Origin of the sequence: Photobacterium angustum (assembly GCF_002954615.1) — a bacterium.
Classification (GTDB): domain Bacteria; phylum Pseudomonadota; class Gammaproteobacteria; order Enterobacterales; family Vibrionaceae; genus Photobacterium; species Photobacterium angustum_A.
This window is the reverse complement of record NZ_MSCJ01000003.1, coordinates 319,233-332,605: the sequence shown is the minus strand read 5'-3', so window position 1 is coordinate 332,605 and position 13,373 is coordinate 319,233. Positions and strand designations below refer to the sequence as shown.

The following is a 13,373-nucleotide window of genomic DNA, read 5'->3' as shown; positions in this document are numbered from 1 at the left end:
ATCAAATGTTTTAGGTTGCCTGTTATAGATTTTAAATCTCAATTTCATCACAATACCGACTGTATGGTTTACCCCTTAATAATCGCTTAACCGCTTTCTAGAAAACATTCACAGTAGAAATTAAAAGATATGAAAAGAAAATTACTCGGTTTATTGATGTTTAGCTTTCCCTGTCTCGCTCTTTCGTCAGGTGGTTATGAAGTCTCTGTGATGGTTAAAGATGCAGAGAAAGAGTTGGTTTTCCCGTCATTGAAGATGCCTTTCTTCGGTCAGACAGTAATATCCCATGCCGGGGATTGTACATACTCTGGAAAGCTCACCCAAGAAAGTGAAACGACTATTCGATTAGAGGGGAAAATGTCTTGTCATTATAAGGAAGGTGACTCTTTTATGGACATGCCAGTACTCTCTCTCGATAGCTCTGGTCAAGTAGCGAGCATCGAACTTGGGGATGGAGATGCACATATGTGGAAATACAATGTTGAAGTAAAGCCAATACATTAACACTTATATAGTAAGAGACTTTAGCGTCAATAGTTAATGTTGGCGCTATCTGTTACTTCTCCCCTCCTTCGCTTAACGTAATAACTAGCCTACTTATTGAATGAATAACATATCCCGATAAAAGTATTATCGTGGCAAAAGTTTAAGGATTAGCCATGCTAGAACATCTTTAGAAAGGAACATTAAAAGTGTTATGAATATACAACGTACACCGACAAGATAACCTCATATACTCATTATCAATTAAGCTATATTATTTGTGACGACAAGTAATGCTAAATATAAAAACATGTTTAGCCCCTGATTCAAGGTAAATCAATGCAGCTTCAAACTCTAGGCAAAGGACGCTTTGAAGAAAAATGGAGTCAAGATAAGCAATTAATCGAACAAACCATTCTTAATTGTATCTCTGCCCGCCGTATTTTTGATGAGAATGAAAAACTTCTAACTCAAGGCGAAATAGTTGAAAATCTCTATTTAGTAGACTCTGGTCGAGTATCTATGGGCGTTACAGCCCGAAATGGCAAAACGTTCTTGCTTGGTACCTTAGAGTGTGAGCAGCAAATTTTCGGTGAAATGGAGTTTTTCACAGGCTATCGCTGCCAAATGAATATTATTGCGGTAGAACCCATTGAAGTTGCAATCATTGATACTCAGAAGCTGCAAAGATGCTTATTAGAGCAGCCCCGCCTTTCTCTTTATTTTGCCAGTGCTATAGCTATTGACTACCAAGATACAATTGAAATTCTCTCTCGTCGCTTGCTCTACCCTATTACCTATAACGTTGCATACGATATCTATCACCAATACCTCAATGATCTCCCTGTTGATGGTTTTCAGAAGAACTATTTAGAAGCCGAGCGTTTTGCTACTTCAGATCGTGTGTATCGACGAGCAATAAAAGAGTTAGAGAGTAAAGGGCTTATTGCTAAAGAAAAAAATGGCCTACGTATTCTGAATTTAGAAGGGCTAAAAGTATTTATAGAAGAATAGTATCTTTTACATTCTGTTTAAATCAAAAAAGGTCTGTATTTACAGACCTTTTTCTTATCCCAAATATTATGCGCGACAATGTTCAACAGCATTAAATTTTCTTAGTACTATTAGCATAACCACAACGATAGCGTAAATAAATGGAATCGCGTACATCACCGATTGAGTTCCAATAACACTTTGGAATAGTGAACTTATTGCAGGACTAAACATGGCACCAGCGCTACCGCTGATTAAGATATAAGACACGTTTTTACTGCTTGCATTACGAACAAATGATACACCATAAGCAATAAATGAATTATAAAGCGCGGCACAAACAAAACCGTAACCGTAAGTTAGGTATGACAACCATGATAAATTGTCTGTCGTTACAATAGCGCTGGTGATCACCATGGCAGCAGTAATAATTGTGAGTAAGAATGTTTGAATTTTCATTCGAGAGACAATAACTGTTGATACTAGTGCACCAACAAGTGCTGCTGACCAATACTGTGTAATAATGTGCCCAGCCTGCTCGAATGGTATATCAAACTTTTCCTTCACAAACATCGGTGCCCAAGTAAGGAAGGTATATAACGCTAACATACCCAGAAATAAACCAATGCCACCACTAATAATGCCAAAGTTCCATTCTGACTTAACGTCTTGCTCTGACTCCGTTTCACCATGGCACGGTTTAAAATTCGTTAACAAAGCAACAAACATAGTCGCCAATGCCACGACACCAACACTTAAATAACTGATACTCCAATTCATTGCATGAGTAAGCGCATAAGTCGTAATAAGTGGGAACACGACCCCTGCAATATTAAATGTAGCGTCTTGAACAACCAGCATGGTGCTCTGAATTTTATCTTTCCAGACAGATACAACAATGGTGCCAGCAATACATAACCCTACACCACCACAGAAGCCAATAACCGTCATGCATACCATTACAATAAACAATGATGGCACAATATATAAGCTTAATGCAGCAGCTGAAATGACCCCGTAGCAAAGTATCGTCATACGCTTTATGCCGACTTTTTCAATTAAGAAAAATGCCGCTATCGTACCTGCAAGCGCACCGCCATTCAGTAATGAAAAAATAGATGCAACTTCGTTTACATTTGCATTAAAGGTATTTGCTATTGGCTCGACTAACATACCAAACTGGGTTGCAAAGCCAGCCATAATAAAATTGGCTAAAAAGCTTATCGCGGTGAGTGTTATTTTATTTTTCATCATTCACTCCAAGAGGGTGTAGAGGGATGTTCTTAAAGATAGAGAGCTGAAACTCAGCCCTCACAATAAGTAATCGCGGAAACGTTAAGCTTTAATGGCTGTTTCTAAAGCAATTTCAATCATATTATTGAATGAAAGTTGACGCTCCTCTGCAGTGGTTTCCTCACCCGTAATACAATGATCCGATACCGTCAGAATGGCTAATGATTCAATACCAAATTGATGAGCTAAACCATATAAGCCTGCAACTTCCATATCCACACCTAAAACACCAAAGCGCTCTAACGCTGAGATTAAGTCCTCATCTGGATCGTAATATAAATCTCCAGTAAAGATATTCCCTACTTTGACATCAATCCCTTTTTCTTTCGCTGACATATAAGCATTATGCAACAGCTCAAAAGTCGCTGACGTAGCCATCTGATAACCACTGCTGCGTTTGGCATTAGTCGGTGAATCTGTACCCGCAGCTTGCGCTAAGATGACATCACGCATATGTACATCTTTTTGAGTCGCGCCAATACTGCCAATACGAATAATACGCTTTACTCCAAAATCATTAATTAATTCATGACCATAGAGAACCATTGATGGAATACCCATCCCATGTCCCATTACAGAAATACGCTGACCTTTGTAATAACCGGTATACCCCAACATATTTCGAATATCGGTAACAAGCTTTGCATCTTCTAAGTATGTTTCAGCAATATATTTTGCACGTAATGGATCACCAGGCATGATTACAGTTGAAGCAAAGTCTTTTGCAGTACCTGCGATATGAGCTGTCATAATGGTTTCCTCTTGTTTTTGACAGGCTCATCATAAAGAGAACGAACAGCAGAATTTCAGGACAAATGTCCGGTTTAAAAGTCTCACCACTCAAATTCATTTCATCATTTATACTCTTAGCGCATCAATGTTACATAGATCACAAGTATAAGTGACGGTACAAATTCTCAGCTTGTTACTGGCTGCATCAAAAATATAACGAAGTATTTAATGTTCGATATGCTCATTCAAAGTTGTGAGAACATTAGACTTTGGAAGGAAGGTGATACCCACAGTTTTGGTCACCAATTTATGTGTACTTTTTACACATAAAAAACACTAATAACAGAACAATCAATAGATTTTTAACCTAAAAAATCTAATCTCACCCAAAACACCTCTAAAATAAACTGTATATATATACAGTATTTTTAGCCATGATTACACTTAACACTTACGTACAAGCGGGGATCACCGGCTTTGAAAACCCCACTATTCGCTTTCGGAAAAAATCGCTAAATCTACAAACCATGTTTGTACACAGCCATTCATCTATGCGGATAATGAGCGCCGATAGCACCTACAAAAAGCTAGGGATCGCCAAAGGGGATTGGCTACTCATAGACAGTGCCTTACAGCCCCTAAGCAGCGATCTTGTTGTATTTGAGCAACACGGCGACAACCACATCGCACGTTGGAGCCTGCTATGCCAACACATTGCCGTATCAGGCAAAGAGTGGGACGACTTACACGTAATAGGCGTGATCACTCTTTCCATCCATCACTTCAGGCAACCGCCGTTATTACCATGGCACCATGACTTAACCGAACTCGACCTACACCAACTGGTGATCACCCAAGAGCACTCCACCATCTTGTGCCGTGCAGCTGGGCTTTCCATGCTGCCGTACATTTGGGACCACGACATACTGGTATTAGAGCGCCACCTCAACCCTGAGAACGAAGACGTTATCGTACTTTCATTAAACAACGATCTTGTTGTAAAGCGCGTGAACTTACACAGCAGAACCCTGTATTCAGATAACCCCAGCTTTAAGCCACAAAAAATAAACCAAGACGACTACACCCGCTTACACGGCGTAGTGCGTTACAGCCTACGATTACACCGCCCTGTTACCTTATGATTTGCTTACTTGATGGCACCCGTTTTTACGCCGAATCTTGCATTACCTACAAGCCCGCCCTAAGAAATACCCCGTTATTAGTAACAGCAGGCCAAGGGATTTCCATTGCCGCTAACCGTGCTTGCACAAACATCGGTATTTCAAAATTCACCCCAATATGGGAAGAAATAGACCGCTTGCGGGTACACAAAGGCATTGTGTATAAAGCCAACTTCAACACCTTTTCTCACCATTCAGATCGCTTTATGACAGCCCTTGAAAAGCACATACAAGGTGCCCCCTCTATGCGCTATAGCGTAGATGAAGTGTTTTACGATGTGAGTCACCTGTACCAAATCAACGTCGATCTGAATGAGCACGTACAAGCCTTACGCAAAGCCATTTACAAAGAAACCGGTGTACCGACAGGCGCTGGTGTAGGCAAAACCCTAACCTTGGCCAAAGTCGCCTCGTGGGCAGCGAAGAACTGCCAACCTTACCAGGGACAATGTGTATTAATAAGCGAGAAAGAAACCGACACGGTTTTAAAACAAATGCCCGTAGGTAAACTTTGGAACATTGGCAGGCAACTGAATAAACACCTGACACAAGAAGGCATTTTAACCGCCTACCAACTAAAACAGTGCGACACCAAAACCTATCACAAACGTTATTCCATCAACGTCGCTAACGTAATTTCAGAGCTTAATGGCATCGCCTGTTTAGACATTTCCGTTGAGCGAGAAAAGAAAAAACAGATATGGTCTACCGCTTCTTACCGTGATCGCCTGCATCACCGAGACGACCTTTTTGCCGAATTAGCTCACCACTGCGCCGAAGTGATGCGAAAAATACGCGACCAAAAAAGCGAGATGAAGACCCTTTCCGTATTTGTCAGCACCTCAAAATACGACCGTTGCCCACCATTTTATCGCCGTGGTGAACTGACACTCGAAAACGGCCTAACCGATACCAGTTTTGCCCTGCAACAATTGCGCGCCTTATTCGATGATTTGATCCCCGACAACCTTACCAAGCAACCCATATACAAAGTGGGCGTAGGTGCCCCAAGCCTGATTGATGCCGAAGTAAAACAGTTCGAGTTATTTAACCGCTTTGATAACAAAGACACCTTAAACACCACCCTCGACCAATTAAGCGATCGCTTTGGTAAAGGCGTGATCGGTTTTGCATGCCAGCAACGCAGCTACCACGAACGGCAGGGAGAAATAGAAATGTTAGAGCTAGAGAACTACTACACCGACATTAAAGACATTGTGGTGGTGAAGTGTGTTTAGTGATTTTTACCACTACCAGTATTTATTCAAAAGCGTTCTATAACGTAGCACTTCAAATAAGACGCCTATCCAGTATGGCACTCCTGTTATGGTGACATCGAACTTTCAAAATAATACGGGATCATTTCACCTATCTCACAATACCAAAATATACGATCCCTGTTTGACAAAAAAACCGCCTCAATGGGCGACCAAATACGATTAGACTATTTTCCTAATAAATATACAGTGCCCAATATTCCAGAGACCATCAATAATGGGTAGAAGCGTGAATCTGGTTGTTCAAGCAAAAGTATCAATATCGAAACAATTAGTTTCATAAATTATCCTTTATTAAATTAATTAAAGGACTCCCATTCTACACACCACAAAAATCAATAAAAGCCTTATAAACCAATAGTTTACTTAACATTACGAAACGTTACGAAAAATGACTCTATTTAATCTAATCGCTATAAATCGTTCTGGTACACGGTAACGTCCAGATACAAAAAAGACCGCCTCGATGTGCGGTCTTTATAAAAGCAAATTTATTTTTATGAAAACCATTAATATTGGATAGAAACGGTCATCCGGCAGATTACTTAAAGCTCAATTATTGTGACTAAATCCATGTCTACAATCTCCATAACGTCCTTAATGAATAACTCTCATATCGTTAAGGGACAAAATACTCAAAACAAGCCTATTTAACGTAATCGATCTTTTACACACCAGCGAACACTGTCCATGAAATCACGATGCAAATTAGTTAGATGGGCCGTTTGTATCATGTGGTGACGGAGAGGTGGTTCTGACAAGCTTAAACCATATAACTGTATAATAATCAATAACAACTGGGAAAATATTGTTTAATTATAGAAGGAATGGTGAATAAAAGGACAAAGTATGAACCAAATTTGCTCATATTTAAGTTGTAAGCCAGCTTACACTTGATATAAAATCAGTAATGTAGTCAAGCGACACTTTACTAAGTTTTTTAATAAAGTATCGTTTTACAAAAAAAGAGGTGAACCGCTAGAACGGAACACCTCTGATTTAAAGGTTAATTGATGTTGGTAGCATCAAAAACCTTTGGGTTTATTTCTTATCGAAATACTTATAAATTGCAAACAATACAGATAGTAAGCCTGTGATTGCAGTTATAAGCAGATAAAGTTCGTGCAACATGGCACAACCTCCAATCTTAATAACCCCAATCCCCGCCGCCCGACCTATTTCGGGCGGTTCGTTGGGGAATCTCACCATTATAATTTCCCAAAAAGCATTGTAAATAAATACAGTATATTAGTACTCATTAGTTACAAAAAAGAACATCACAAGTCACCGTTATGTTCGTCTTCTACTTTACGATAACTACCTTTTGTTCAGCATATATGAGACTGAACAAAGCCAGTGTAAAACACATAAATATCAAATGTCCTCCTGTTTATTTCGATCTGATTTTTTAACATTTGAAAATAGGCAAAGCCTTACCGTACATTATTTTCGCTAAACACGACCTATTTAACATATTTGATCTATCGCGCACCACAGAATCACATTACACACAAAAACAGGGCATTAAGCCCTGTTTTTGCATCATTTCCGCATCACTCGTGGCTAAAATACTGCATTTATTATTTGTTAAAGGCTTAACAAATCACAGTAAAAGCAATTCGTCCTCTACATTGCTACCAACACACTAAAACTCCCCCTCTTTCACCACCCTCGCTATTGTCGCCCTGCTACAGCCTAACTTCTGCTGTATTTCTGAATAACTCCGCCCAAGTTTTAACTGATCCCGAATATCTTGATGCAGTGACTCATTCACACGGCGCCCACGATACTTACCTTCTGCTTTTGCTTTCGCAATGCCTTGCGCTTGGCGTTTATGTCGAGTTTCGTAATCATCACGGGCCATCGCGGCGCCTAAATCCAACATGAACTCGGTTAAGGCCAAGGTAATACTGTTTTGCTCACCCGCGCTGAACACCGCATGCGTCATTGGCTGATCTACCACCACAATCACCAACCCTTTTTCCATGATGCGGGCTTTTAAGGTTTTCCATTCAAGCCAAGGTAAACGAGTAAGGCGATCCATCTTTTCAATCAGCAACACATCACCGGCTTCGCTGTCATCTATCAGCTTGTTGAGTTCTGGCCGCTCTAACTTGGTACCAGATTGGTTCTCGATGTAGTAGCCAGCAATACGACTTTCAAATTTGGCGCCAAAGGCTTTGAGTTCTTCTTTTGCCCGTTGGGCATCTTGTTCGGTGGTTGAAGCACGAAGGTAAGCACGGATCAGCATGGTTTTCCCTAAACTGGTTTAATTTAAGTTGGTTTCTAAAATTAGTTTAGTATAGATGGTTTCACAAATGAAGCGGTAAGGGATGAGGGGCTGTGGGAAGCGGTTTCGTTAGGGTATACATAAAAAACAAAAATAATAGCAAAAATATGTGATACAGGTTTCACTTAAAAATAAAGTAAATAGTTAATATATATATTATTAGACATTTAAAGTGGTATTTATGGAACCCTTACAACGCAGAATAGCTCATGCGCTCTATCTTCAAAACTGGAAATACGAAGACGGTTTAAGAGCAACCTTATTGAAAAGAGCACAGAGGATACAACCGTCAGAATATGAAGACGAAATGAAAAACACACTATTTTGCCCAGTGTGCTTTACAAACCTTAGCCGTGTTCCACAACATAAAGAACATACAACCTCTAACAAAGAAGCCCACTTTAGACATATACCTAAATATAAAAGTGTTCCTTGCGCATTAAGGTCAAAGAAAGCTGAAGGTAAAAAATATTCAAGTGCAGAAGCTGTTACCCAAGCTATAGACCATGAGGAGCTAGTTATTGTTTCTTCATTTATGAAAGAAAAACCCGAACAAGCAACACCATCATCAAAACCTTTTGATGATGCACAAATAGAAGATGAAGACGGACTTGATGCTGAGGTCCCATTAAGCATACATAACGGGGAAACATTTAAAGTACCAAGTACAGTCACCTCATTACGAGGTATTTGTCATAACTTTGATAAAAATTATTACCGTTACTATTTCTTACCGGGAAATCAACATGCTATCGCACTAACATCATTGCTTAATGATGCAAGCCTAGTTACAGATATAGTAAAAAAACCTAAGCTGTATTTCGTGAAACTTAAAAACTCTGTACATCATGGAAACACACCAGGTGACAATAATATTCGAATGACTTATATCGAATGTGCACCAACAGTAAAAGACTTCTGTATTAAAACTAAACATAAATTACAACACGAACATGGGATTGGTGATAAATCTACGGGAAGGTATGCGCTGGTTTATGGCAAAGTAACTGAAAATGGAATTGGTTTATGTTTTGAGAACTTAGGGTGGGGAGAGTTAGCCTTATTACCTGAAAAATACAATTACCTTATAGATGATGTTTATTCTGTAACCCATGCAAAAAAGTAGAGATATTTAGACATAAAAACTTACATTAAAACTTAAAGCAATACTTGATTGCATATAAAGATATCAATAAGATATCTTTGCTTTACACAATAGGTGTAAAGGGTTGTGACAGATTGTCAATGCATCGTTCTCTGGTACGCCAAGGAATCAACATTGTCATCAGGTGTAAGATTATCATCGTATAGTCTCCATCGAATATTACATTATAAATCATTTCTAATAGATCGCGGTGAGTGCCTTTCGAGGCCAGATGATTGGTTAGGCCAGTTAGTTAAAGCCCAAAAGAATATAAAGAAAGGCCGCAAGTTCTACTTCTTTTGGGTTTTGCTAGAATTTACTCTTTCCTATGAAAAACACACCTGAGCCAATTTGGTATACAAAGCGAAACTATCTTCATTTTGATATTTCAGTTTCAGCAACTAAAGCTACTAAAATAGCCACTAATTCATTTATTGTCGCTACTCATGCATTTTATCCTTTTATTTCATATAATTTTCAGTTAACAAAACTAGATCGTGATCTAACTACAGGGAAGCTTTACCGAAAACCAAAACCTCGTGGTGTTGCCTATTCATCACATATTGATAGTCATATTTATGCGTATTATGCTCATCAACTATCAGAACTATATGAAAAAAAACTATCTTTACTAGGGTTGAATACATCTGTTTTAGCTTTTAGAAAAATTGATGGTAAAAGTAATATTCACTTTGCTAACGATGCTTTTAACGATATTCGTAAGATGGAAACTTGTTCCGCTATTGCTTTAGATTTTTCTAAATTTTTTGACACTCTTGACCACGAGATACTAAAAGATGAATGGTGCAAGTTGTTAGAAGTGACACGCTTACCAAAAGATCATTTCAATGTTTTCAAGTCTTTAACTAAATTCACAACAGTTGATCGCGAGAAGGTATTTAACACATTTGGAATTTCACAATACAACCCTAAAGCAAATGGAAGGAACAGGATCTGTTCACCATCAGAGTTTAGAACAAACGTTCGTAAGGCTGGATTAATAGAACCGAACCCTCAAGGTAATAAAGGAATCCCGCAAGGTTCACCAATTAGTGCACTGCTATCAAACATTTACATGATTTCTTTCGATCGAGACATGCTAAATTATGTCAATAGCGTTGGCGGTAAATATTTTAGGTATTGTGATGATATGCTTTTTATTGTCCCTTCAGAATATAAAAACACAGTTGAAGCATTAGCAAACAGTAAAATACAAGCACTAAAAGTTAATATAAACAAAGATAAAACAGAAATAAGAAACTTTGAGCTAACACATGGGAAATTGTGTTCATTTGATGAATTTGGAAAGCAAAAACCACTACAATACTTAGGTTTCCTTTTTGACGGACATTCTATTTATTTACGTTCAACTGCACTTGCACGATATTCAGAAAAAATGAAAGGTGGCGTTAAATTAGCAAAAAAGACGATGGATAAAGAGAACCGAATAAGACATAGCAAAGGTGAACAAGAACAAGATCAATTGTATAAACGCAAACTACACAAATTATACTCATACCGTGGTAAACGAAACTTCCTTTCTTACGGCTATAAAGCCGCCAAGATAATGGATTCAAAGAGTATAAAAAAGCAGTTAAAGCCACTATGGAATCGTCTTCAAGATGAAATATTGAAATGACAATATAGTATTTCTTCAAAAAGCCTGCACCAGCAGGTTTTTATATCATCTATATACCTCTATAAAGTTTCTTCCCAACTTCCCGTTTAGCGATACTATCTCTTGGTCCGACCTATAAAAACATAGAAGAACTAAAATAATGAACACCCCTAACGCATTTCACTTTTTGCTAAAGCAAGTCCGTGAAGAGCAAGGCATGACGAAAGTCGATGTCGCTAAAAACTTAAAAATAGCAAGACAAACCTACTTAGATTTAGAGTACGGAAAAACACTACCACGACTAGATACACTGATTACGCTATCGACACTTTTTAATAAAAATATTTCGTATTTTACTGGCGAACGTCCCTCGTTAGACAATTTTGATACCATGGAGTTATTTGAAGAACTTCAACAACGGTACTTAAAAAAAGTACCGAACATTGCTGACGCGATACCGCATTAAAACGATAAAAGCCTGCGCCAGCAGGCTTTTTTATTGCTTTGGATCTTGCCTTACCGCAACGACCAGCCCACGTAGACCGCCATAGAAATACAGTAAATAAAACCTGTAACCAAATTCGGATATGCCAAAGACGTAGACACCATTTTTAGTACCGAGCGGGCTACATTGGGTGGGCGGGGGAGGTTGTGGAAGCCGATGTGCGAAGCGCGAGGTAATTGGCAGGAACTGCCAACATGACAGCCTAACCACGCCAATAAGAGGTCAAATGTAACCACACTTACAGGCCGCTTTTGATGTTGGCTTGTGGCTAAAGCTAACACCGATGCCAAACTGAGCGCGGAAAATTTAACATAATTGCTGTTTTATGCGTTGTGCCCAGTGCCCGCCAGCTTGCTGGGGTTAGGCACGTAACATTTCGCATAAAAACCATTATGTTAAGGCAGCTTTGTGCCAGCAAAAGGCACCAAGTAGCCGTAATTATGAAGCGCCAGCACCCACGATACTCAAACGCACGGTAATGGCGAACTACAAACCTATGCCGTTAAACCTAAGAACGTGAGCCATTACGGTGCGACGGGCTCTTGTTTGCGCGAAGCGTAAACTTCCCCAAGATTGGGGATAGGGGTTGGAAGCAAGCTCCTAAATTAGCCAGCGGCAGAATGAATGGAAAACCGCCCCGACAACAACATGACGTTGCCTTGGTGTGGCGATGCTTGCATTGCGGCTTTTCACACGAAGGCGTTTTAACGTGATGGTGTAAGGGCGTGGTTTGAAATGAATGTCGCGTTTCGCTGGCGAGCCTTATCCTCGGAGTATCAGCAAGTGACAAATCCATCATAAATAAAATGTAATCGATGAGTTTTATCTTAACTAGCTGATAAAAAAAAACAGCAGCGTATTATTGCTTGCTGTTAATAAGTATATTTGAGGTTATAAATATTGAAAAATACGAACAAATGGGATGTATGCTTTAATGCTTACACTAAAGAATGTACAAGAGTAGCTATCTTCAGAGAAAGCTTAAAAACTATTGGGCTTAAATTTAAATTATCACTTTTATTATCTATAGTTCTTTTCGTACTATTTATATTTTTAGCGATTTACTCAGCTTACAAAGAAGATATGCATGATTACTATACATACCTCTTTTTCACTGTTTTTTCTGAGTGTATTAGTATTTTCTTATTTATTAAAGCTCAGAGCATTTACACTGAAAAAGAATATTCAGAATATGAGTTATCTCAAGCACCACCGGAAAATTATAAAGATCAAAAAGCTAGATACCTAAAATTTCGTAGAACATTAAATTTAAATCAAATAAATAGTTCTCATATTGAAGGAATATTAGAAATACTTAACACTAGAATACTCATCAATGAAAATAGCGGTCTAGGGATAGAGAAAGTAATTGGTGTATTAGTAACATTTTCAATATCAATTTTAGTTGCAACCATGAAAAGTCTTGATCTTAAAATAATCGCACTTATTGGCATTGCTGGAATTTGTTTATTTATTTTTATTTATATACTAATAAAACTCACACCAAATAAAAAAGAAAAGCTATATGAGTTGAAATATTTTTTAACTATATTCGCTAACGAAGAACGACAACAATAAACACTATTCAATATGGCTATTGATTAACCAAATAGCAAAAGGGCGTTGAAGTTACCTTCAACGCCCTTTTTTAAATTCTTTAAACGCTTATTTGATTTGCGCTTTGTACATAGAAGCGAAAACTGGAGTGTATAAGCTAACAACTTTGTTAATGATACGTGACATTGTGAATTCCTTAATAAAGCAAGTTTTATATGATGTACAACCTTGCCTAAACACAGTATTTATAAGGCGTGGGTCGCGTTTCGATGTGGGGCATTATAGGAGTTTAATCGGCTT

The 13,373-nt window shown here is 38.5% G+C and carries 11 protein-coding genes; 8 read left to right on the top strand and 3 right to left on the bottom strand.

Annotated features, from left to right (window positions below; translation table 11 throughout):
• The first annotated feature begins 156 nt into the window (after positions 1-156).
• A complete protein-coding gene (locus BTO08_RS16175) occupies positions 157-504 on the top strand; it encodes a hypothetical protein (protein WP_242446285.1) in 348 nt (115 codons plus the stop codon).
• A gap of 318 nt (positions 505-822) precedes the next feature.
• Positions 823-1,497, top strand: a complete 675-nt coding sequence (locus BTO08_RS16170; protein WP_005363725.1) for a Crp/Fnr family transcriptional regulator — start codon at positions 823-825, stop codon at positions 1,495-1,497.
• Positions 1,498-1,563: 66 nt separating this feature from the next.
• On the opposite strand, the gene tsgA is transcribed toward BTO08_RS16170, so the two are convergent.
• Positions 1,564-2,727 carry an MFS transporter TsgA gene (gene tsgA, locus BTO08_RS16165; RefSeq protein ID WP_105061684.1) on the bottom strand — a complete coding sequence of 388 codons (1,164 nt, stop codon included), beginning with the start codon at positions 2,725-2,727 and terminating at the stop codon, positions 1,564-1,566.
• A gap of 84 nt (positions 2,728-2,811) precedes the next feature.
• On the bottom strand, positions 2,812-3,522 hold the full coding sequence (deoD, locus tag BTO08_RS16160) for a purine-nucleoside phosphorylase (RefSeq protein ID WP_373455569.1): 711 nt from the start codon (positions 3,520-3,522) through the stop codon (positions 2,812-2,814).
• Between the two features lie 413 nt (positions 3,523-3,935).
• On the opposite strand from deoD, the gene BTO08_RS16155 reads away from it, so the two are divergent.
• Together BTO08_RS16155 and BTO08_RS16150 are read left to right on the top strand one after the other, a co-directional pair.
• Positions 3,936-4,643, top strand: coding sequence for a S24 family peptidase (locus BTO08_RS16155; RefSeq protein WP_105061683.1), 708 nt, complete (start codon positions 3,936-3,938; stop codon positions 4,641-4,643).
• Positions 4,640-5,920, top strand: coding sequence for a Y-family DNA polymerase (locus BTO08_RS16150; RefSeq protein WP_105061682.1), 1,281 nt, complete (start codon positions 4,640-4,642; stop codon positions 5,918-5,920). The genes BTO08_RS16155 and BTO08_RS16150 overlap by 4 nt, the downstream gene beginning before the upstream one ends.
• 1,684 nt (positions 5,921-7,604) lie before the next feature.
• Here the strand turns inward: BTO08_RS16150 and BTO08_RS16145 are convergent.
• Positions 7,605-8,210 (bottom strand): recombinase family protein, encoded by a 606-nt coding sequence (locus tag BTO08_RS16145; RefSeq protein ID WP_105061681.1) that lies wholly within the window; start codon positions 8,208-8,210, stop codon positions 7,605-7,607.
• A gap of 220 nt (positions 8,211-8,430) precedes the next feature.
• Between BTO08_RS16145 and BTO08_RS16140 the strand changes: the two genes are divergently transcribed.
• The 4 genes from BTO08_RS16140 to BTO08_RS16125 all read left to right on the top strand — a co-directional run bounded on the left by BTO08_RS16140 (position 8,431) and on the right by BTO08_RS16125 (position 13,094).
• Positions 8,431-9,375, top strand: a complete 945-nt coding sequence (locus tag BTO08_RS16140; protein WP_105061680.1) for a hypothetical protein — start codon at positions 8,431-8,433, stop codon at positions 9,373-9,375.
• A 346-nt stretch (positions 9,376-9,721) separates the two neighbouring features.
• Positions 9,722-11,032 (top strand): antiviral reverse transcriptase Drt2, encoded by a 1,311-nt coding sequence (gene drt2, locus BTO08_RS16135; RefSeq protein ID WP_105061679.1) that lies wholly within the window; start codon positions 9,722-9,724, stop codon positions 11,030-11,032.
• Positions 11,033-11,171: 139 nt separating this feature from the next.
• Positions 11,172-11,477, top strand: a complete 306-nt coding sequence (locus tag BTO08_RS16130; RefSeq protein WP_105061678.1) for a helix-turn-helix domain-containing protein — start codon at positions 11,172-11,174, stop codon at positions 11,475-11,477.
• Positions 11,478-12,416: 939 nt separating this feature from the next.
• Entirely contained in the window at positions 12,417-13,094 is a 678-nt protein-coding gene (locus tag BTO08_RS16125) for a hypothetical protein (protein ID WP_105061677.1), read from the top strand.
• Positions 13,095-13,373 lie beyond the last annotated feature (279 nt).

What these genes read in the sequence shown, in the direction of transcription:
- BTO08_RS16170 (WP_005363725.1), top strand. Translation starts at nt 823, where the DNA reads ATGCAGCTTCAAACTCTAGGCAAAGGACGCTTTGAAGAAAAATGGAGT.
- drt2 (WP_105061679.1), top strand. Translation starts at nt 9,722, where the DNA reads ATGAAAAACACACCTGAGCCAATTTGGTATACAAAGCGAAACTATCTT.
- BTO08_RS16150 (WP_105061682.1), top strand. Translation starts at nt 4,640, where the DNA reads ATGATTTGCTTACTTGATGGCACCCGTTTTTACGCCGAATCTTGCATT.
- BTO08_RS16130 (WP_105061678.1), top strand. Translation starts at nt 11,172, where the DNA reads ATGAACACCCCTAACGCATTTCACTTTTTGCTAAAGCAAGTCCGTGAA.
- BTO08_RS16155 (WP_105061683.1), top strand. Translation starts at nt 3,936, where the DNA reads ATGATTACACTTAACACTTACGTACAAGCGGGGATCACCGGCTTTGAA.
- BTO08_RS16140 (WP_105061680.1), top strand. Translation starts at nt 8,431, where the DNA reads ATGGAACCCTTACAACGCAGAATAGCTCATGCGCTCTATCTTCAAAAC.
- tsgA (WP_105061684.1), bottom strand. Translation starts at nt 2,727, where the DNA reads ATGAAAAATAAAATAACACTCACCGCGATAAGCTTTTTAGCCAATTTT.
- BTO08_RS16175 (WP_242446285.1), top strand. Translation starts at nt 157, where the DNA reads ATGTTTAGCTTTCCCTGTCTCGCTCTTTCGTCAGGTGGTTATGAAGTC.
- BTO08_RS16145 (WP_105061681.1), bottom strand. Translation starts at nt 8,210, where the DNA reads ATGCTGATCCGTGCTTACCTTCGTGCTTCAACCACCGAACAAGATGCC.